Below are 20,015 nucleotides of genomic sequence, written 5' to 3'. Positions count from 1 at the left end.
CTCACGGTCGTGCGCTGTTGGCTTACCGCTATCAAACGCCTGAAATCGCGGCGTGCCTACTGTCAGAATTAACAGGTAGTGCAGGATGACCCTGGATCGGTACCTGTTAATTCTGACAGTAGCCAATGCCCGGATTCAGGCGTTTGATAGCGCCAACAGCACACTTCGCAGGAACAGGAGAACAGCCATGCCAGCCAAAAAAAACCAGACATCCGTGCCTGCGACCAAGCCAGCAGCGGCAGAGGGAAAGACCAAAACCAAAGCCTCTGCCAAACAGAAGGTTCCGGCCCCATCACACACCATCATGACGCTGGAGGAAAAGAAGGCGCCCAAGTACCTCGACCGGCTTTACATTCCCGGCATGAGTGAGAACGTCAAAGGCTACGACGCTGGCGTCCCGAAGTGGTTGTTTGAGTCGGGCATGACGATTCAGGTAGACAAAGGCTGGGCCGCGGCCCCCGGCGATGTCATCACGGTCGGTAAACTACTCGACGACGGCACCGTGTCGGTACTCGCCACCAAGCAGCTCAAACCTGGCGAGGAGCTGAACAACGCCTACTTTTTCGCCGCCGAACAGAAGGACCTTCCCGACGGCCCGTATGCCCTGGTGTATGTGGTCCACTATGCCGGAGGCACGGACTACGACAGGTCTTACCCGCTGCTGACGCTGGTCAAGACCGACCTTCCCGCCGGTGACGACGACGACGGCCCTACAGTACCCGGGCATTCAGGACTGAAATTCAGCGTATCCGAGACGGTCATCGTCCCAGGCAATGCCAGCAAAGGCGTCACTATTACGCTCCAGCCGCCCCCAAACACCAACCCAACCGATGAAGTCGATCTTCACTGGGGATCGGTGATCAAGACGCAAAACATTGCGGGGGCTCTCAAGCCCACAGTGATCCTGGTGACCTATGCGGATTTGCTTGAAGCCGGCGACAGTGATCTTCGGTACGTCTGGCTGGAGGTGCGGGACCTGGTGGGGAATGTCTCGACGCCCGGCTCGGCCAGCGTGGAGGTCTCGGTGAACCTGGGCCAGCACCTGACGGATGGCCCCGTCATTGTCAATGGCGGGCCACCTGGCTATATCGACCTTGAAGTCGTGGGGGAAAACCCCCTGGAGCTGCAGGTTCGCACGCCGTCTAGCGTGGGCGCTGTGGGTGATATTTATGATGTAATGTTCCGCATCTACCCACCTAAAGGTGGCGTCAAAATCATTCACAAATTTGTCGAGATCCGGCGAGGTGGCCAGGTCTATTCAGTGTTCATCGATTACCTGGATGTACGGATGGCCGCTGAAGGCCGGGTGGAGACCAGCTTCGTATTGAGAAAGTCCGGCCCGCCCTACGAGGTGTACTCCAAGAAAACCAGCGCCGAGGTCAGAGGCTCAGTGGTTCGCCTGGAGCCACCGGACCTTGAGGGCTACCCAGACGATCACATCGGTAACGACCCGGCGCATGTCATCGCACGCTGCCCCTACTATGCCTGGCGGCAACCCACCGACGAGATTCTGTGGATCTTTCGACTTGTAAAAGGGTTGAACGAGGTGATCCTCCATACCGAGACACAAGTCGTCGGCCAATCCTGGCCCGTCGGTGCGCCGGTCAAGCAGGTGTTTTACTGGGAACAATTGCGCCAGTTCAAAGGCTACAGCTTCGAGTTCTATTACGTGATCTCAAGCAGCTTCACCCGCGCGCGCGCAATAGACCTGAATGAATCCTTGCGTCGGATATTGACCATCAGCTAGATACGTCAAACCCCAAGGCACTCTCGCGAGTGGCTTGGGGTTTGAGTCGCTCGACAATCAGTTTTGAATCTTGTGATCCAGCGCCGCATAAAAGTTGGCACTCTGTTGCAGGTATTTCTGGGTATAGGCCGTGACATTGGATTTTTTGCCGGTGACTTCCACGCTGGCAGCGGCAGGCAATGCCACCGTGGCGGAAACAGCAGAAGCAGCAATGATCGAGAAGAGATTGAAATTCATGGCGGTAACCCTTGTGTTCGTTTGGTTGGGTGGCCTGGGAAGGCCTTGGAACCCAACTTACGCCCGAGGGTTGAACCTTAGAAATGCTTTGAAACAGTAGCCGTTATCACTGCGATTAATACAAAGGCTCAGGCCCCGCAGTGCGGGGCCTGTGGCTTATTGACGCACCAGGAACTTGAGGTCACTGGGGGCATCAATCGGCAATTTCTGCACGGTTTTACCCAGCAGGCCGGTCTTGGGGTCGCGCTCGACGACGACAATTTCATTGCTTTTCTGGTTGGCGATCAGCAGGAACTTTCCGCTAGGGTCGAGGCTGAACTCACGCGGATGGTCGCCTTCGACAGAACGCCGCTGGATTTCTTTAAGGTGCGCGGTGGCTGGGTCGATGCTGAACACCAACATCTGATTGGCCGTGCCACGGTTGCTCACGTACAGGAATTTACCGTCGTTTGAGGCATGCAACGCTGCACCGGCCTTGTCGGACACCGGTTGGCCGGCGGCATAGTCGAGCAACTGGGTTTGCGTCAGCTTGCCCTCGTTGTAATCGAACACGGCTACCTGGGCGCTCATCTCAGTGGTCAGCCAGGCGTGTTTGCCGTCCGCGCTGAACAGCAAGTGACGCGGGCCGCTGCCCGGCGGCAACTGCACCGACGCCGGGTCGGCCGCTGTCAGTGGCAGCTCATGATTGGCCTTGGGGTCATAGCGGTAGGCAAACACCTTGTCCGCGCCCAGGTCCTGCACGAATACATACTTGCCGTCCGGCGACGACACCACCGAATGCACATGGTTGGACGCCTGGCGCTCCGGGTTCACACGGCTGGCCGGGTGCCCGCTCAACTGCACCGGTGCCGACAGCTTGCCGCTGGCATCCACCGGCAGGATCGCCAGGCTGCCACCCGGGTCTTCCACCACCGAATAGTTGGCGACGAACAGATAACGCCCATCGGCGGCCACACTGGAATGGGTGGGCTCATTGCCCAGGCTCTGCACCTGGTTGATCAGGGTCAACTGGTGGTTCTGCGGGTCGATGCTGTAGCTGCTGACGCGGCCGACCGCGTCTTCCTGGCCCGGGCCGTTTTCATTGACCACGAACAGGTGCTTCTGGTCTTTGGAGATCGTCAGCCAGGAAGGGTTGGCGGTTTTCGCCGCCAGCGCCGGCTTGCCGCTGAACTGCCCGGTGCTACTGTCGAATTGCAGACGGTAGATCCCTTCACTGGTGCCGGCCGTATAGCTGCCGACCAACAGTTCATGGATATCGGCCGGTGCGGCCTGCACCGACATCGCACCGACACTGCCTGCCATCAGCAGGGGCCAGAATTTACGCATCATCTGCTTCGTCCTCATCGTTATTGTTGTCGCCCTGGATGGCGCTCAAGCAGACCAGACGGTGTTCACCGTCTTCGTTGATCAGCAACCAGCTTTGCAAGCTCTCGTCAAAGGTAGCCGCCTGCAATTGTTCTGGACTGAAGGTCCAACGCTTGAGTTCCCGGCCATCCATGCTTTGGATCTGCAGTTGCTGATCAAGCTCGAAGTCAAAAGCGTGCAGCCCATTGATGATCAGCATATCGCTGGTAGCAAGGACGCAAGTCAGGGTGTCGGCAGTCATGGCAGTCAATCATTTTGGGGAAAGCCGCAATGATAGCCCAGCCTGTAACCTAGAGGTTGAACACTGCGGTGATGCTATCGCAGCATAGGTCTCTACAACTTCGGTACGACGCTAAACTTGTGGCGAGGGAGCTTGCTCCCGTGACGGCCTGACAGCCAACGCCCGCCTACCTGACGCCCCCACGATCAAACTGTGGGAGCTGGCTTGCCTGCGATGGCGGCCTCACAGTCGACACCGTAATACCGAGTACATATCCATTCCTGCGGTAACGGATATGTACGCGCTCTGATCCAACATCCCAGTTGGCTGCCAGGCCGTCTTCGCAGGCAAGCCAGCTCCCACACTTGGCACGGTGCGTCAGTTGGATCAGCTTCGGCTGTCAGGCCGTCACGGGAGCAAGCTCCCTCGCCACAGGTCCAGCTTTGCACCAACGTTGTGTAGATACCTATGCCTATCGCAGGCAAGCCAGCTCCCACACAAGCCCGCTCCCGCCTTTTGGGAGCAGGATCAGTGTGCGAACAACGAGTTGCCCTTCTGCCCTGCCAGCTTTTCAGGCTTGATCAGGAATCGCGCCAGCGCCGGCAACAGCCACAGCGCGCCGAACATGTTCCACAGCAGCATGAAGGTCAGCATCAGGCCCATGTCGGCCTGGAACTTGATGGCCGAGAAGATCCAGGTGCACACGCCGATGGCCAGGCACAAGCCGGTGAACAGTACGGCCTTACCGGTGGACTTCAACGTCTGGTAATACGCCTCTTGCAACGGCAAGCCAGCGCGCAGGAAGCTTTCCAGACGGCTGTAGATGTAGATGCCGTAGTCCACGCCAATCCCCACACCCAGGGCTACCACCGGCAAGGTTGCGACCTTGACGCCAATGCCCATGAACGCCATCAGTGCGTTACCCAGTACCGAGGTCAGCACCAGCGGCAGCACGATGCACAGAGTCGCCGCCCAAGAGCGGAAGGTGATCATGCACATGGTGGCCACGCACAGGTACACCAGGATCAGGATGATCAGTTCCGACTCCTTGATCACCTCGTTGGTGGCCGCTTCGATCCCGGCATTACCCGCTGCGAGGATGAATTCCAGGCCGTCCTTGTTGTTTTCCTTGGCAAAGTCCTGCACCGCATGCACCGCGCGGTCGAGGGTTTCGGCCTTGTGGTCATTGAGGAACACCAGCACCGGCGCCAGGGAGCAATTGTTGTTGTACAAGCCATCGGCACGGGCGATGGAGTTGTTCAGCACATCCGGGTTGCGCGACAGGGTTTCCCATTTCAGGTTGCCTTCGTTCATGCCCTTGATCATTTGCTTGGACACAGTCACCAACGAGATCGCCGACTGCACGCCCTCGGTGTTCTGCATCTTCCACATCAACTGGTCGATGGGCGCCATGGCTTCATAGCGCGAGCAACCTTCGGCCTTGGTCTTGACCATCACCACCAGCACGTCGGAGCTGGTGGAGTAATTGCTGATGATGAAATTGTTGTCCTTGTTGTAGCGCGAATCCGGGCGCAGTTCCGGTGCGCCTTGGTCCAGATCGCCAATCTTCAGGTTCTGGCTGTACCAGAGGCCGCCACCAAAGGCGATCAACGCCAGGAACACCGAAACCGGCGCGACTTTCGGGCTGGCAAATTTGGACAACAGGCGCCAGAAGCTATGTTCGCGGTTCGCGTCTTTCTTGCTCTTGGCGATGGCGCGCTTGCTGATGCCCACGTAGGAAATCGCGACCGGCAGCAGGATCAGGTTAGTGAACACGATCACCGCCACGCCGATGGACGCGCCGATAGCCAGTTCGCGGATCACGCCGATGTCGATGATCAGCAGCGTGATGAAGCCCACCGCATCCGCCAGAATGGCGATCATCCCCGGCAGGAACAGTTGCCGGAAGGTGCGCCGCGCGGCGGTGAGGGCGTTGTCTGCCTCGCTGGATTGCAGGGCAATGCCGTTGATCTTCTGCACGCCATGGGAAATGCCGATGGCGAAGATCAGGAACGGCACCAGCATTGAATACGGGTCCAGTCCGAAACCGAAGAAGTGCATCAACCCCAGTTGCCAGACCACCGCCACCAATGTCGTGCTCAACACCGCAATGGTGCTGCGCAGGCAGTTGGTGAACCACAGCAGCAGAATCAGGGTGATGACGAACGCAACGCCGAAGAACAGCACCACCATCACCAGGCCATCGATCAGGTCGCCGACCTTTTTGGCAAAGCCGACAATATGAATCTTGACGTTGGGGTTCTGGGTTTCGAACTTGTCGCGGATCTTGTCTTCGAGTTCATGGGAGAACTTGCGGTAGTCCAGGGCCAGCAACTTGCCCTGGTCTTGCGGGTCCGGGTAGGACTCCAACAGCGGAATATCAACGATGCTCGACTTGAAGTCATTGGCCACCAGCCGCCCGACCTGGCCGGACTTGAGCACGTTATTGCGCAACTGGTCGAGGCTCTGCGGCGAACCGTTGTAGCTCTGCGGGATCACCTCCCCGCCGGCAAAACCTTCTTCGGTCACCTCGGTCCAGCGCACGCTGGGGCTCCACAGCGACTTGAGGCCCGAGCGGTCCACACCGGAGATGTAGAACACCTCGTCGTGGATCTGGCGCAGGGTCTCCATGTACTCCTTGGTGAAAATGTCCCCGTCCTTGGCTTCCACCGAAATACGCACGGTGTTGCCCAGGTTGGCCAAATCGTTGCGGTGCTCCATCATTTTTTCGATGAAGGGGTGCTTGAGCGGAATCATTTTTTCAAAGCTGGTGGACGGGCGAATCAAGGTCGCCTGCCAGAACAGGAAGAGGCTCACCAGCAGGCAGATGACGATCACCGCCGGGCGATTGTTGAAGATCAGACGCTCAAGAAAGGTCGCTTTATCGTTGTGATGACTGCTCATTGAATCCCCGCCTTCTTATTATTGTGAGAGCTCTGCGCCGGCCGATGTGGCAACCCGCACGCCACCCTGCCCCGCGAGGATCAAATTGCCATTGCCGGCCGCCGTGACCGCCGAGAGTGAAATACGGTCCGGGCGATTGAACACACTGAAGGTCTGGCCGTCGTCATGGCTGACCACCACGCTGCCGCCGTTGCCGACCACAACAATGGAACCGTCCTCCAGCAAGGTCGCCCCCGACAGGCCAAACTCCAACGCGCCACGCGCTGCGTTCAATTGGACCTGTTCCCAAGTGCTGCCGAAATCAGTGGAGCGGTAGAGGTTGCCGCGCAACCCATACGCCAGCAGGGTTTGCGGCTGTGCGGTGCTGATCACGCCAAACAGCGAACCCTCGTAGGGGCCTTCGAGTTTTTCCCAGGTCTGGCCGTCGTCGCTGGAGCGAAACATACTGCCTTGCTCACCGACGATAAACAGGCCGGCGCCCTTGACCTGGGCGATGGCGTTGAGGTGGTACTGGTCTTCGTTGTCGAGACGCTCGCTGACATCGTTCCAGGTTTTGCCGGCGTCGGTGGTCTCGATCAGCGCACCGTAGGCGCCCACGGCCAGGCCGTGGTTGGCGTCGTTGAACCACACATCGAGCAACGGCGCTTCGCGTTTGAGGTCTTGATATTGCTGGGTCCACGTGGCGCCGCCATCGGTACTGGCAAGAATCTGCGCATCGTGGCCGACGGCCCAACCGTGCTGATCATCAACGAAAAACACCGCCGTGAGCAGTTGCCGGGTGGGTACTTTGGCTTGGGCCCAGGTGTTGCCCTGGTCATCGGAATAAAGGATATGCCCCCGATCACCGACCGCCACCAGGCGCTTGCCCGCGTGAACCACGTCGATCATCAAGCCTTTGGCGGCCTTGGGGGATTCAATTGCAAAGACTGCGGCGGCGGAGGTATCGCTGGCGGCCAGAACCGGCAGCGACAATACGCTGCCAGCAAGCAGCGAGAGCGCTGTGGCCAGCAACGCAACCCTGCGTGCGGCGCGTGGGCGGCAAACAACCCAACCCATGACAGGCTCACTCATAGACCTTTCTCCCATTTATTATTGTAGGTCGTCTTCTCTGCCAGGACCTTGAAACCTGCAATCTAGAGCCCCTGGAGGAAGCAGGAGCCATCCTATCGGGCTTTGGAATCGTCTGACAATCGGCGCTACGTTATCTTTTGTTAACTGGCGGCGTTTGGCCATGTGCTGAATATCGCTGCATCAGCTGAAATGATGAGCTGACTGCGATCAGGGCAAATGAATTTTTATTCCATCTATTGAATTTAATGAATTTTTATTCCATTAATGGCCTTCCCTGAAAACAATAATCCAAAGGACCACGACGATGCGTGAACTCGGAATCGGCTTGATCGGCACAGGCTTCATGGGCCGCGCCCACGCGCTGGCGTTCAACAACGCTCGGGCGGTATTTGAACTGCCTGTGCAGCTCAAGCTGGCCGCCCTGGCCGATGCTGACACTGAACGCGCCCAGCGTTGCGCCAGCGCCTGGGGGTTTGCTCAGGCCCATGGTGACTGGCAAGCGCTGGTCAACGACCCCAAGGTCGACGTCGTGGCCATCACCACCCCCAACCATTTGCATTACCCCATGGCCATGGCCGCGATTGCGGCGGGCAAAGCCTTGTATTGCGAGAAACCCCTGGCCGTGAGCCTCGAACAAGCCGACGCCATGCGCCGCGCCGCCCATACCGCCGGGGTGGTGACGCGTGTCGGCTATAACTACCAGCACAACCCCATGATCGTGCTGGCCCGGCAGATGATTGCCCAGGGCGAATTGGGCCAGATCATCAGTTTCCAAGGTGAGTTCAGCGAAGACTTCATGGCGGACCCGGCCTCCCCTTGGTCGTGGCGCTGCGAAGTGGAGCATGCTGGCGGCGCCCTGGCTGACCTGGGTAGCCATTTGCTGTCGATGGCGCGTTACCTGGTTGGCGATGTGGTCAGTGTGTGTGCCGATACCCAGACCGTGCATGCTCAGCGTCCCGCTACCCAAGGCAGCGCTGATTTGAAATCCATCGCCGTGGATGACCAGGTGCACGCCCTGCTGCGCTTCGCCAACGGTGCACGCGGCACGGTGAGCAGCAGTTGGCTCAAGCACGGTTACAAAAACCACCTGTGCTTTGAGATAAGCGGGACCAAAGGCACCTTGGCGTTTGACCAGGAACGCTTGAATGAACTGCGTCTGCACCGCGTCGGCCAGGACGGCTTCCAACGCCTGCTGGCTGGCCCCGCCCTGCCCGGCTATGCGGCATTCAGCCCGGCGGCGGGGCATCAGTTGGGTTACAACGAATTGAAGACGTTGGAAGTGCACGAGTTGATCATGGCGCTGGCCGGCCAAGGGGCCCAGGGCACGGACTTTGAGGCGGCGTGGGAGGTGGAGCGATTGGCGACGGCGATTCGAGTGGCCGCCCTTGAGGAACGCTGGGTGAAAGTGGGCACGGTTTAAAAAGTGGGAGCGGGCTTGCTCGCGAATACGCTGTGTCAGTCGGCACCCTCAGTGCCTGAACCGCCGCTTTCGCGAGCAAGCCCGCTCCCACATTTGGTCATCTGAACCATTCAATCAGCGCAAGGCCCGACGCAGCACTTTGCCCACCGTGGTCTTGGGCAATTCCGTGGTGCGAAACTCCACATACTTTGGCAGCTTGTACCCCGTCAGGTACTCCCGGCAGTGCGCAAGAATCTGCTCCTGGGTCAGGGTCGGGTCCTTGCGCACGACGATGATCTTGACCTTCTCCCCGGTCACTGGGTCTTCGACCCCAATGGCCGCCACTTCAGCAACCCCAGGGTGCATGGCCACCACGTCCTCGATTTCATTGGGGTACACGTTGAAGCCCGAGACCAGGATCATGTCCTTCTTGCGGTCTACCAGGCGGATATACCCGCGTGCGTCCATCACGCCGATGTCCCCGGTGGACAGCCAGCCCTCGGCATCCAGCACCTCGGCGGTTTCCTTCGGCCGTTGCCAGTAGCCCTGCATCACTTGCGGGCCACGTACTTGCAACTCGCCCTGCTCGCCGATATCCGCCAGTTCGCCGTCTTCGCGTACGAAGCGCACCCAGGTAGAAGGCAATGGCACGCCAATGCTGCCGGTGAATTCCATCTCGCGCATGCGGGAAATATCAATAGGGCTGATGCTCACCACGGGCGAACATTCGGTCAGCCCATAGCCTTCGATGATCGGCAGCCCGGTCACCTCCTTCCAGCGCTTGGCCACCGCGCTGTGGGTGGCCATGCCGCCAGCAATCACCAGGCGCAGGTCGGAAAAGTCCCGTGCACAGAATTCCTTGTTCTCCAGCAACCCATTGAACAGCGTGTTCACCCCGGCAATGCCATTGAAGCGTTCCTTGCGCAGGATCATCTGCACGCGCTTCACGTCCCGAGGGTTGGCGATGAGGATATTGCGCCCGCCCAGGCACATGAACATCAGGCAGTTCACCGTCAGTGAGAAGATGTGGTACAGCGGCAGCAAGGTCACGTTGGTTTCCTGCTTGTGCAGGTTTAACTGGTCACCGACCCAGGCCTTGGCTTGCAGCAGGTTGGCAATGATATTGCGATGGCTGAGCATCACACCCTTGGCATCGCCGGTGGTGCCGCCGGTGTATTGCAGAAAGGCCAGTTCATCGCGGTGCAGGCTGACCGGCAAATGGTGCATGGCCCTGCCCTGTTTGAGCACCTGGTTGAAACGCAGCGAACCGGGCAACCTGAAGGCCGGTACCTGCTTCTGCACGCTGCGCAGGATGAAGTTCATTGCCGCGCCCTTGAAGGTGCCCAGCAAGTCGCCAATGGCCGCGACCACCACTCGCTTGACGCTGCTGCCTACCATGGCTTTTTCCAGGGTATGCGCGAAATTTTCGAAGATCACCACGGTTTCGGCGCCACTGTCCTTGAGCAGGTGCTTGAGTTCGTGGGCGGTGTACAACGGGTTGACGTTGACCACCACCGCCCCGGCCAGGATCGTGCCCAGCAGGCAGATCGGGTACTGCAAGCAGTTGGGCATCATCAGGGCCACGCGGTCGCCCTTCTTCACGCCCTGGTCCTGCAGCCAGGCGGCAAAGGCAATACCCTGGGTGCGCCAATCGGCATAGGTCATTTGCGTGCCGATGCTGACGTAGGCCACCCGTTCACGGAACTTCTCCAGGTGCTCCAGGAACACTTCGCGCAGCGACGGGTAGTCCTCGATCCCGGCGTCAATGTCCGCTGGCACGCCGGGCAGGTAAGTGTTCAACCAAATGCGTTCGGTGTGTTCCAGGCTGATAGCGTTCATCGCAGTGTCCTTATTGTTGTTTTTGATAGCGCTACTTTTCGACGATGGCGGTGATACCCAACCCACCCGCCGCGCAGATCGAGATCAGGCCGCGACCGCCACCGCGTTCATGGATGGCCTTGGCCAGCGCCGCCAGTTGCCGGCCACCGGTGGCCGCAAAGGGATGGCCGCAGCCCAGTGAGCCGCCGTTGACGTTCATTTTGGCCCGGTCAATGGTGCCCAGGGGGGCGTCAAGGCCGAGTCGCTCGCGGCAATACTGCGGGTCTTCCCACGCCTTGAGCGTGCACAACACCTGGGCGGCGAACGCTTCGTGGACCTCGAAGAAATCGAAGTCGGCAAAACTCAAGCCTTCACGCGCAAGCATGCGTGGCACGGCGTAAGCCGGCGCCATCAGCAGGCCCTCGGTGCCGTCGACAAAATTTACCGCAGCCGTTTCGCCGGTGCGCAAGTAGGCCAACACCGGCCAGCCATTGGCGGCGGCCCATTCTTCACTGGCCAGCAGCACCACCGAGGCGCCATCTGTCAGGGGCGTGGAGTTGCCAGCGGTGAGCGTGCCGTTCTGGCGGTCGAAGGCCGGCGACAAGCCGGCGAGCTTTTCCAGGCTGATATCGGCACGCAGGTTGTTGTCACGGGCCAAGCCGCGATGGGGGCTGATCAGGTCGTCGAAGAAGCCGCGTTTATAAGCCGCATCCAGGCGCTGGTGGCTGGTGAGGGTCAGCTCGTCCTGGGCCAGGCGCTTGATCTGCCAGCGCTTGGCCATTTCTTCGCAGTGCTCGCCCATGGACAGGCCGGTGCGCGGCTCGCCATTGCGCGGCAGCAACGGTTTAAACAGCATCGATGGGCGTACTTTCATCAAGGCCTTGAGCTTGCCGCCCAGGCTTTTGGCGCGATTGGCCGCAAGCAAGGTATGGCGCAAGGATTCGTTGATGCCAATGGGCGCGTCGGAGGTGGTGTCGGCACCACCGGCAACGCCCACTTCGATCTGGCCGAGGGCGATTTTATTGGCCACCAGCAGCGCGGCTTCAAGCCCTGTGCCACAGGCTTGTTGCACATCATAGGCAGGGGTTTGCGCCGACAACGTGGTGGACAACAGCGCCTCGCGGGCCAGGTTGAAATCCCGTGAGTGCTTGATCACCGCTCCGGCGGCAAACTCACCCAGGCGTTGGCCGTGCAGGTTGTAGCGCTCCACCAACCCTTGCAGGGCGGCGACCAGCAGGTCCTGGTTACTGTCGTGGGCATACACCGTGTTGGAGCGCGCAAATGGAATACGGTTGCCGCCGATAATCGCCACGCGGCGGGTCGGGGCTGGGGTAAAACTGTAGTCACTCATTGCTGGCTCTCTTTCCAAATGAATAGCCCGCGCATATGGGGCTTGTCCCCGGCGAAATTGCGCACTTCGAACTCGCGCCGTGGCCCGCTCACGGGGTGGCCCCACAGGGCGACCTGGCCGGGCAGGAAGATCGGCAATTTGAAGTCGCAATGGGCCTCGGCCTGATCCAGGCCACCGGGAGGCTGTTGCGCTGCCAATGCGCGGCCCAGAGTCCACATGCCATGGGCGATGGCGCGACGAAAGCCGAACAGCCTGGCACCGATGACCGACGTGTGAATGGGATTGAAATCCCCCGAGACCTTGGCAAAGCGTCGCCCCAGGTCGGCGGGCAGTACCCAGCGCTGGGTGCGTAACAGACCGTCTTCCTGCAGTGGCAGAGGGTCATTCCAGGGTTCGCCCACCGGATTGCTGACGTCACGGCGCAAATACAGGCTGTCGCTTTCCCACACCAGGGTTTCCTGGCTGTAGGCACGGGTGGCGATACTCAAGGCCTGCCCTTTCGGATGGGCCACCCAGCGCTCGCAATACACCTCCAGGCGCAGCGCCTGGCCCTCGTGCAAGCGTTGGTGCTGACGAATGCGATTGGCCAGGTGCACCATGCCACTGGCCGGGTACGGGAAGCTTGGCCGGGTCAGCAGCATGAGGTGCAGGGGGAACGCCAGCACATGGGGATAGGACAATGGCACGCCCTGTTCGCGACGAAAGCCACACGCCCGTGCGTAAGCGGCGATACCGGCCGGCGAAAGCTCCACCGCGCTGCGCACCAGGCGTGCTGCAGGCAATGGCGGCGCACCGTCTAACTTGGGTTTGCGCAAGGCGCGCAGGCCGTCGAGCAACAACTGCGTGCGCGACGGCGGTGGGTCGATAATCTGCGTCACGTAGTCCATCGGTCAGGCTCCCAACAGGCTTTGGCCGCACACCCGCACCACCTGGCCATTGACGCCGCCCGACGCCGGATGCGCCAGCCAGGCAATGGTCTCGGCCACGTCGATGGGTTGCCCGCCCTGGGACAACGAATTCATGCGCCGCCCCGCTTCGCGGATCATCAGCGGGATCTTCGCGGTCATCTGGGTCTCGATAAAGCCGGGCGCCACTGCATTCACCGTGACCTGCCGGGCTGCCGCGCGCGGTGCCAGGCCCTGTACCAGGCCGATCACACCGGCCTTGGACGTGGCGTAGTTGCTCTGCCCCAGGTTGCCGGCGATACCGGAAATCGACGACACGCACACAATGCGCCCACCAGGGTTCAAACCCTGACTGTCGAGCAAGGCCTCACTGAGCTGCCACGGCGCTTCGAGATTGACCGCCAGCACACTGCGCCAGGCGCCCTCGGTCATTTTGGCGATGGTCTTGTCGCGGGTGATCCCGGCGTTGTGCACCACCACATCAAAGGCGCCATATTGGCTGACGTGGGTTTGCAACAGTGAGACGGTGTCGGCGGCGGTGATATCCAGGGGCAACGCTGAACCGCCCACGCTGGTCGCCGCCTGCTGCAAGGCTTCCTGGGCCTGGGGCACGTCCACACACACCACATGGGCACCGTCCCGCGCCAGCACCTGGGCAATCGCCAGGCCGATGCCACGGGAGGCGCCGGTGACCAGGGCGCGTTTGCCGGCAAAGGGTTTGTCCCAGTTGATGGCGGCATGGCCATCGACCGGTTTTTCCAGGCGCACCACCTGCCCCGAGACATAGGCGGAACGGCGCGACAGGAAAAACCCCAGGCTGCTGTCCAGCGCGTCTTCCGCGCCCGGCGCCACGTACAGCAGTTGCACGGTGATCGCGCGGCGCAGTTCCTTGGCCAGCGACCGCACCAAGCCTTCAAGGGCGCGTTGGGCGATGGCCTGGGGCAAGTCGTCGCAATGCTCGGGTGCCGTGCCGAGTACCACCACCCGGCCATGCTGGCTGAGGCGCTTGGCATTGCTGTGAAAGAACAGGTAAAGCTCATCCAACTGTTGCAGGTCGGTCACGCCGCTGGCGTCGAACACCGCGCCTTGCACCTTGACCGTGGACGGTGCCTTGAGCGTCGCCGGGCTCGCGGCGACGGTGTCGGTGGCGCTGAACACGCGCTGCACCGAGGCCACCAGGCGCCCTGCCCCGGCGATGATCACAGGATTAGCCAGGCCGGCCTGGCCGCTGCGATGCCGTTGCAGGGGCAAGGGTTGCGGCAAGCCGACCGCCTGGGCCAGACGCCGGCCCCAGGGAGAATTGACGAACGAAAGGTAGCTGTCACTCATAAGGAGTCCACTCACAACACAGTTCTTGCCTGATAAACCGGTCAAATGTGGGGAACTGGATCGCCCTCTGTAGGAGCGAGCTTGCTCGCGAAAAACGTCAACGATAACGCTGGCTTCCTGAATCAACGCGGCGCCTATGAGTTCTTCGCGAGCAAGCTCGCTCCTACAAAAAGCCTTCTGCCTGGTATTCAAGGCAAGCAGTTCCCACCTGTGGACCGGGTTTTCTCTTAATTGACCGGGACGCTGCGCCGTTTGGCCACCGGCTCGAGCACCTGCTTACGCTGCTGCAGAGCCTCCAGCAAACCAAAGTCCTGGGGAAAGTCGTCCACCTGGATACCGTGGTCGGCGTATTCCACATAGCGCGCCAGCAAGGCGTCTTCGTCGTCGCTGATCAAATCCAGCGCCCGCGCCTTCACGCGCCAATCGGTGAAGGCCGTGGCAGAAATCGGCAGCGGGCCGAGCAGACCTTGCTTGATGGCGGGCTTTAGCCGCGCCTCGATCAGCTCCACTTGGGGCAGCAAACGGAAACCCAATTCGCCGTAGGCCAGCTTGTCGACTTCCGGACGTGGGATGTAGGAGTTGGCCAGCAACCGGTCGCGGGTCTCGCCAGGGGTCTGCACCACCTCCGCCACCTGCGCCAACAGGCGGTCCGACGGTTTGCGCAGCGGGATGCCAAACGGAAAGCTCAAGGTGCGCACCACTGCTGCTGCGGGTTTTGAAGGGTAGTTGTCGAGCACTTCGGCCAAGGCCTCGTGGGCGCGCAACAACGCGTCCTGGGCCGCCCAGTGAACGAGAGGCAAGTCCGCCTGGGGCCTACCGTCATCCTCGAAGCGCTTGAGCACGCAAGACAGGATGTACAGCTGCGACAACATATCCCCCAGGCGCCCGGTAATACTTTCCTTGCGTTTGAGGGCACCGCCCAGCACGCCCATGGAGATATCCGAGATCAGCGCCAGCACCACCGACAGCCGATTGGCCTGGCGATAGTAGGCAGCCAGCGCCGGGTCGGTCTTGGCCGGGGCCGCAATCAGGCGCCCGCCGGTCAGGGCATGCACCGCTGCGCGTACGGTGTTGGCCACGACAAAACTCACATGGCCAAACATTGCGCTGTCGAAGTCTTCCAGGGCCTTGCGCCGGTCGGGGTTGTGCGCCGCCTCCATCTCGCGGAACACGTAGGGATGGCAACGAATCAAGCCCTGGCCAAAGATGATCAGACAGCGGGTCATGATGTTCGCGCCCTCCACCGTAATGGCGATGGGACTTTGCTGGTAGGCACGGGCGAGGAAGTTATTGGGGCCCATGCAGATGCCTTTGCCGGCGACGATGTCCATGCCGTCGTTGACGATGATGCGCGCCCGCTCTGTGACGTGGTACTTGGCAATGGCCGAGATCACCGACGGTTTCTCACCGGCGTCCAGGGACGCCACCGACACCTTGCGCACCGCATCACAGGCATACAGATGCCCGGCCATGCGCGCCAGCGGCGCCTGTACACCTTCGAACTTGCCGATGGGCAGGCCGAATTGCTTGCGCATCGCCGCATAGGCTGTGGTACCGCGCACCGCCACTTTACCCAGGCCGACGTTGGCCGAAGGCAGGGAAATTGCCCGACCTGCCGCCAGGCACTCCATCAACATGCGCCAGCCGTTGCCGATTTGTTCGCGGCCACCGATCACCCACTCCAAGGGAATGAACACATCCTTGCCGGTGGTAGGACCATTCTGGAATACCGCATTCAACGGCCAGTGACGCCGGCCGCTGTTCACCCCTGGATGGGAGGTGGGGATCAACGCACAGGTAATGCCCAGGGAACCTGGCGCGCCAAGCAAGCCCTGCGGGTCTTCGGCGCGGAACGCCAGGCCCAGCACCGTGGCAATCGGGCCGAGGGTGATGTAGCGCTTGTCCCAGGTCACTTTGAAACCCAGTACTTCCTCGCCCTCATGCATGCCTTTGCAGACAATGCCCAGGTCGGGGATCGCGCCTGCATCCGAGCCGGCATACGGGCTGGTCAGGGCGAAACACGGAATGTCGTCACCGCGTGCCAGGCGCGGCAGGTAGTAGTTGCGCTGGGCGTCGGTGCCGTAATGCAGCAGCAACTCGGCCGGGCCCAGGGAGTTGGGGACCATCACCGAAATCGCTGCCGCCGAGCAGCGTGTCGACAGTTTCATCACCACTTGGGAATGGGCGTAGTGGGAGAAGCCTTTGCCGCCGTACTGCTTGGGAATGATCATGCCGAGGAACCCGGCATCCTTGGTGTACTGCCAGCCCTCGGGGGACATGTCCTGCCAGACCTGTGTGGTTTCCCAGTCGTTGGCGATGTCGCACAGGGTTTCGACTTCGTTGTCGAGGAAGGCTTGCTCCTCCGCGCTCAGGCTGGCCGGCGCGGCTTGCAGCAGACGCTGCCAGTCGGGCTTGCCGCTGAACAGCTCGGCATCCCACCACACGGTGCCGGACTCAATGGCCGCACGCTCGGTATCGGACATCGCCGGCATGATCGTACGAAACAGGCCCAGAGCCTTGGTGGTCAACAGTTTGCGGCGCAGGGGTTTGATCGCCAGCACCAAGGCGGGCAGCACCACCAGCACGGCCGCCACGGCAATGCCCGGCACGGCCACTGCGTTGAACAGGTAACCCACCACCAACCAGACCAGGCCAGCGCCCAGCCACAAGGTAGCGGCGGCTTGTCGATACGCCAGGGCAATCGCGGCGGCGAGACCCACCAATAACCAGATAAGCATGGGGATACCTCTACTTGATTCAGGGTGTGGCAAACGCATGAGCAGCTCGACATGAACTGCGGCTAAAAATCACACTACAAACTTCAAAGCGTAAATTCAAATTTTGTTTTGAAATTTTTATTTAATCAGTGGACAAAAAAATAGCGGCTGAACAGGCCCGCCTCGGTCGTCATGATTGGATAGGATCAATCAGGGTCGCCTATGCGACCCCGCTTCCAGCCTTCAAGCCAACTTGCGCTCGCACTGGATCAGAACGCGTAAGTCGCTGAGAGACTGACTACTTCGCCTTTGGCATCGGCTTTTCCATCGAGCGTGGCCCCACCCAGGCGATCCTGGTTGTGGGTTCTGAGCTTGGCTTTCTCAACGAATTGCCGCGAGTAGGCACCGTCGATACTCAAACCTGGAATCGCGCGAATGTTATAGCCAAACCCCAGGGAGGCGAAAATCCGGTCACCGTCTGGGATACGTGGGTCACGTGTGGAATTGCGCGTGGGCGTCTGGTCGGTTGCGACACCCGCACGGAAGGTGAAGTCGTCGGTGAATTTGTAGTCACCGCCGAGCGACACCATCCAGGCGTCCTTGTAGTTGTAGGGAATCGACACGATCTGCGTCCCCTCTGACTTCAATGTCAACGCCTTGAACGAGGACCATTGGGTCCAGGTGACGCTGGCGCCCAGCGTGAGGCGATCGTTGAACTGATGGACCCAGTCGATGGAAGCGTTGGCTGGCACATCCAGTTGCGTTGACGCCTTGGCACCATTGACGTTGAGGTCCAGCCCCGGGTATGCCAAGGCTGGCAGGCCACCTTCGATAAGTGACTTGTTGGCCTCGTCAGCATAAATGCTGTACTTGCCTTCCAGTTTGTTCTTGATCTTCGCGTGATAATTCAAGCCCAGGGTATCGAATTCGGTGGGTTTCCAGACCACGCCCGCAAACCAGCCGACCGAGGTGTTATCCACCTTGACCCGCATCAGCGATGAGCCCACTCCCGAGGGGAACGGTATGCCGATTTCAGGTGACAACGCTGCTGCGGAATACAAGTCGAGATTCTGGCTTACAAAGCCTTTGGTGTGCTGGACAATCGCGCCGGCCCCCACCGAAAACTCATCATTGACCTTGAACGACAAGGAGCCTGTCACCCCTACCGTTTCAATGCGCGTATCGACGGCAAAGTCGCGACCGATCCAGTCGTCATCCCAGGTCGTGCGTGCGCCCATCGGCACCACTTGGCTGAGCCCGAACGCAAAACGGTCGTTGATCGGTATCACCATGAAGCCGGTGGGTAGCCAAGCGGTGAAGCCGCCTTGCCCGCCATCGCCGGTGCGCGGCGTGGAACTTAAGTCCGTTGGGTCGACGGACACAGGCGCGTTGCCTGCGTAATCCTTCGCCGTGCCCTTGTATTTGACATTGATACGAGCGTAATCGACGGTAAATTGGGAGATCGTGTGATCAATGAATGCCATGCCGGCCGGGTTGTTGTAAGCCGCGGAGGGGTCATTCTGGAACAGTGAGCCACCGCCGAAGGCACGCCCCCATCCTGGAGCACCAAAGGTCGGCGTCGAAAAACCGCCGGCGTGTGCGTGTCCCGTTGCCGTGATCAGGCCGCCAAGCATCGCCAGGCTCAATAACGTGCGTGCCTGCTGTTTCTTATTATTCATGCTCCACTCCTTATTGTTTTTATCCTCCAGGATCGGTTGTCCCGACCTGGGTTCCCGCAGCCAGTGCCTCTTGCGAGGCACTGGTGTTTTCAACGTGTGATCATCACGTCATCCACTCACGGCACTTACGGGGTCACGGTAAAGGCCGGGCTTGGGGTAGCGGTCAGAGCGGTAATTTTGCAGGAGCCAACCGTTTGGGCGCTGGGTACAGTCAGGGTATTGGTGGAGTTTTTGAAGCCGACATTGATGGTCACTGGCGAGGTGGAGCAGTTGTTGAGAATTTTGAAGTTCACACCTGAAACCGTACCGTTGAAGGCATCAGGACCGCCACTTGCCACGTTCAATGTCCATGGCAAGCCCAGCAACTGAGGGACACTACAGAGCGCGTTGGAACCGCTGACCTGCGCGCCGGTAATCGAGGCACTCGCCCCGTTGGCGGCGACCGAGCCAGTAAATACGATGTTGCACGTCACCGGCAGGTTCAACGAAGCGGGCGACGTTACCGTGATGGACCCCGCAGTGGTGAATCCCTGGCCGGCAGGCGCAATAGTTGCCGCATTGGCCATTGAAACAGCGCCAAAGCACAGAGCAAACGAAGTTGCACAAACGAGGGTTTTCAAGCTTTTCATTGTTTTTCCTCACATGTTATGGCGATTCATTTCGCCAGGGGTAATGGCCATGATCGAGAGGTCACGGTGAAACTGCAGAACTTCCCTTTCCAGCCAAATTTCAATGCATTTACCGCTACAACCGTTGGAACGCGTTATTCGACAACTTTGAAGTTGGGCGGCATCTTGATCGACACCGTCTTGATCTTGCAGTCTTCGCCAATCGCAACATCGGCGGCTTCCAACTTTCCGGTGGCGTTATCCCAAGTCCCGTCGGCCGTCGACGGCCCACACTTGCCGCCCAGGCCAAAGGCATGCACGTCCACGCTGATCTTCGACATGGAGCCGCTTTTTGTATCTTTGGCGATTAACACCCAAGGCAAGTTGATGGCTTCGACACGGCTGCACTTGAGGCCACCGTCGAACTCGACTTTGTCGACATTCACCGATGAACCATCGGCTGCAACCTTGCCGGCTACCTTGATGGTGCAGTCGGCACTGATGAGCTTGCCTTTGGAAAAGCTGATAGGTCCCTGGGCGGTGAAGGCACTGCCAGCGGGTTCGATACGCGCAGCCTGGGCCTGGTGGTAAGCAATCAAACCCATGGCCGCCAACAGGATGTGGGCGGTGAACTTGGCAGAACTTTGCATGGTGTACGTCCTTCC

General features: G+C 60.1%; 16 protein-coding genes. 3 read left to right on the top strand and 13 right to left on the bottom strand.

What is annotated here, in order from left to right:
• Positions 1 to 187: 187 nt before the first annotated feature.
• Positions 188 to 1,747: a hypothetical protein gene (locus tag GIV35_RS23235; RefSeq protein ID WP_223024678.1), complete on the top strand. Its 1,560-nt coding sequence runs from the start codon at positions 188 to 190 to the stop codon at positions 1,745 to 1,747.
• 57 nt (positions 1,748 to 1,804) lie between these two features.
• Here the strand turns inward: GIV35_RS23235 and GIV35_RS23230 are convergent, their stop codons facing one another.
• From GIV35_RS23230 to GIV35_RS23210, 5 genes are all read right to left on the bottom strand, one after another.
• On the bottom strand, positions 1,805 to 1,984 hold the full coding sequence (locus GIV35_RS23230) for a hypothetical protein (RefSeq protein WP_034126032.1): 180 nt from the start codon (positions 1,982 to 1,984) through the stop codon (positions 1,805 to 1,807).
• A 156-nt stretch (positions 1,985 to 2,140) separates the two neighbouring features.
• Positions 2,141 to 3,313: a lactonase family protein gene (locus GIV35_RS23225; RefSeq protein ID WP_223024677.1), complete on the bottom strand. Its 1,173-nt coding sequence runs from the start codon at positions 3,311 to 3,313 to the stop codon at positions 2,141 to 2,143.
• Positions 3,303 to 3,590 (bottom strand): DUF5629 family protein, encoded by a 288-nt coding sequence (locus GIV35_RS23220; RefSeq protein ID WP_236264940.1) that lies wholly within the window; start codon positions 3,588 to 3,590, stop codon positions 3,303 to 3,305. The genes GIV35_RS23225 and GIV35_RS23220 overlap by 11 nt, the downstream gene beginning before the upstream one ends.
• Positions 3,591 to 4,097: 507 nt before the next feature.
• A complete protein-coding gene (locus GIV35_RS23215; protein ID WP_057974813.1) occupies positions 4,098 to 6,473 on the bottom strand; it encodes an efflux RND transporter permease subunit in 2,376 nt (791 codons plus the stop codon).
• A gap of 18 nt (positions 6,474 to 6,491) precedes the next feature.
• Positions 6,492 to 7,529, bottom strand: a complete 1,038-nt coding sequence (locus GIV35_RS23210) for a WD40/YVTN/BNR-like repeat-containing protein (RefSeq protein WP_105227020.1) — start codon at positions 7,527 to 7,529, stop codon at positions 6,492 to 6,494.
• Positions 7,530 to 7,848: 319 nt separating this feature from the next.
• Here GIV35_RS23210 and GIV35_RS23205 point away from each other — a divergent pair, with 319 nt between their 5' ends.
• Entirely contained in the window at positions 7,849 to 8,964 is a 1,116-nt protein-coding gene (locus GIV35_RS23205; RefSeq protein ID WP_223023829.1) for a Gfo/Idh/MocA family protein, read from the top strand.
• A 114-nt stretch (positions 8,965 to 9,078) separates the two neighbouring features.
• Here the strand turns inward: GIV35_RS23205 and GIV35_RS23200 are convergent, their stop codons facing one another.
• Genes GIV35_RS23200 through GIV35_RS23185 form a run of 4 tightly spaced genes read right to left on the bottom strand, consistent with a single transcriptional unit; the run spans position 9,079 to position 14,346 of the window.
• On the bottom strand, positions 9,079 to 10,782 hold the full coding sequence (locus GIV35_RS23200) for an AMP-binding protein (RefSeq protein WP_213153734.1): 1,704 nt from the start codon (positions 10,780 to 10,782) through the stop codon (positions 9,079 to 9,081).
• A gap of 31 nt (positions 10,783 to 10,813) precedes the next feature.
• A complete protein-coding gene (locus GIV35_RS23195) occupies positions 10,814 to 12,112 on the bottom strand; it encodes an acetyl-CoA C-acetyltransferase (RefSeq protein WP_105227022.1) in 1,299 nt (432 codons plus the stop codon).
• Positions 12,109 to 12,999, bottom strand: coding sequence for a MaoC/PaaZ C-terminal domain-containing protein (locus GIV35_RS23190; protein ID WP_236264946.1), 891 nt, complete (start codon positions 12,997 to 12,999; stop codon positions 12,109 to 12,111). Before GIV35_RS23190 ends, GIV35_RS23195 begins: the two co-directional genes overlap by 4 nt.
• A 3-nt stretch (positions 13,000 to 13,002) precedes the next feature.
• Positions 13,003 to 14,346 (bottom strand): 3-oxoacyl-ACP reductase, encoded by a 1,344-nt coding sequence (locus GIV35_RS23185; RefSeq protein WP_213153732.1) that lies wholly within the window; start codon positions 14,344 to 14,346, stop codon positions 13,003 to 13,005.
• 81 nt (positions 14,347 to 14,427) lie between these two features.
• Between GIV35_RS23185 and GIV35_RS23180 the strand changes: the two genes are divergently transcribed.
• Entirely contained in the window at positions 14,428 to 14,577 is a 150-nt protein-coding gene (locus GIV35_RS23180; protein ID WP_223023838.1) for a hypothetical protein, read from the top strand.
• Here the strand turns inward: GIV35_RS23180 and GIV35_RS23175 are convergent.
• From GIV35_RS23175 to praA, 4 genes are all read right to left on the bottom strand, one after another.
• Positions 14,574 to 17,084, bottom strand: a complete 2,511-nt coding sequence (locus GIV35_RS23175; protein ID WP_223023832.1) for an acyl-CoA dehydrogenase — start codon at positions 17,082 to 17,084, stop codon at positions 14,574 to 14,576. The genes GIV35_RS23180 and GIV35_RS23175 overlap by 4 nt on opposite strands.
• Positions 17,085 to 17,332: 248 nt before the next feature.
• Positions 17,333 to 18,742 (bottom strand): outer membrane protein transport protein, encoded by a 1,410-nt coding sequence (locus GIV35_RS23170; RefSeq protein WP_236264948.1) that lies wholly within the window; start codon positions 18,740 to 18,742, stop codon positions 17,333 to 17,335.
• Between the two features lie 125 nt (positions 18,743 to 18,867).
• Positions 18,868 to 19,371: an alkane oxidation protein activator PraB gene (gene praB / locus GIV35_RS23165; RefSeq protein ID WP_200649330.1), complete on the bottom strand. Its 504-nt coding sequence runs from the start codon at positions 19,369 to 19,371 to the stop codon at positions 18,868 to 18,870.
• Between the two features lie 134 nt (positions 19,372 to 19,505).
• Positions 19,506 to 20,000, bottom strand: coding sequence for an alkane oxidation protein activator PraA (gene praA / locus GIV35_RS23160; protein ID WP_014718292.1), 495 nt, complete (start codon positions 19,998 to 20,000; stop codon positions 19,506 to 19,508).
• Between the last annotated feature and the right edge of the window lie 15 nt (positions 20,001 to 20,015).

This window comes from Pseudomonas sp. PA-1-6B (assembly GCF_021609545.1).
Taxonomy (GTDB): domain Bacteria; phylum Pseudomonadota; class Gammaproteobacteria; order Pseudomonadales; family Pseudomonadaceae; genus Aquipseudomonas; species Aquipseudomonas fluorescens_BV.
This window is presented reverse-complemented; position numbering and strand designations above follow the sequence as displayed.

Coding starts and splice junctions, on each gene's coding strand:
- GIV35_RS23215 (WP_057974813.1), bottom strand. CDS start 6,473: ATGAGCAGTCATCACAACGATAAAGCGACCTTTCTTGAGCGTCTGATC.
- GIV35_RS23185 (WP_213153732.1), bottom strand. CDS start 14,346: ATGAGTGACAGCTACCTTTCGTTCGTCAATTCTCCCTGGGGCCGGCGT.
- praA (WP_014718292.1), bottom strand. CDS start 20,000: ATGCAAAGTTCTGCCAAGTTCACCGCCCACATCCTGTTGGCGGCCATG.
- GIV35_RS23195 (WP_105227022.1), bottom strand. CDS start 12,112: ATGAGTGACTACAGTTTTACCCCAGCCCCGACCCGCCGCGTGGCGATT.
- GIV35_RS23170 (WP_236264948.1), bottom strand. CDS start 18,742: ATGAATAATAAGAAACAGCAGGCACGCACGTTATTGAGCCTGGCGATG.
- GIV35_RS23225 (WP_223024677.1), bottom strand. CDS start 3,313: ATGATGCGTAAATTCTGGCCCCTGCTGATGGCAGGCAGTGTCGGTGCG.
- GIV35_RS23205 (WP_223023829.1), top strand. CDS start 7,849: ATGCGTGAACTCGGAATCGGCTTGATCGGCACAGGCTTCATGGGCCGC.
- GIV35_RS23230 (WP_034126032.1), bottom strand. CDS start 1,984: ATGAATTTCAATCTCTTCTCGATCATTGCTGCTTCTGCTGTTTCCGCC.
- GIV35_RS23200 (WP_213153734.1), bottom strand. CDS start 10,782: ATGAACGCTATCAGCCTGGAACACACCGAACGCATTTGGTTGAACACT.
- praB (WP_200649330.1), bottom strand. CDS start 19,371: ATGAAAAGCTTGAAAACCCTCGTTTGTGCAACTTCGTTTGCTCTGTGC.
- GIV35_RS23210 (WP_105227020.1), bottom strand. CDS start 7,529: ATGGGTTGGGTTGTTTGCCGCCCACGCGCCGCACGCAGGGTTGCGTTG.
- GIV35_RS23175 (WP_223023832.1), bottom strand. CDS start 17,084: ATGCTTATCTGGTTATTGGTGGGTCTCGCCGCCGCGATTGCCCTGGCG.
- GIV35_RS23235 (WP_223024678.1), top strand. CDS start 188: ATGCCAGCCAAAAAAAACCAGACATCCGTGCCTGCGACCAAGCCAGCA.
- GIV35_RS23220 (WP_236264940.1), bottom strand. CDS start 3,590: ATGACTGCCGACACCCTGACTTGCGTCCTTGCTACCAGCGATATGCTG.
- GIV35_RS23190 (WP_236264946.1), bottom strand. CDS start 12,999: ATGGACTACGTGACGCAGATTATCGACCCACCGCCGTCGCGCACGCAG.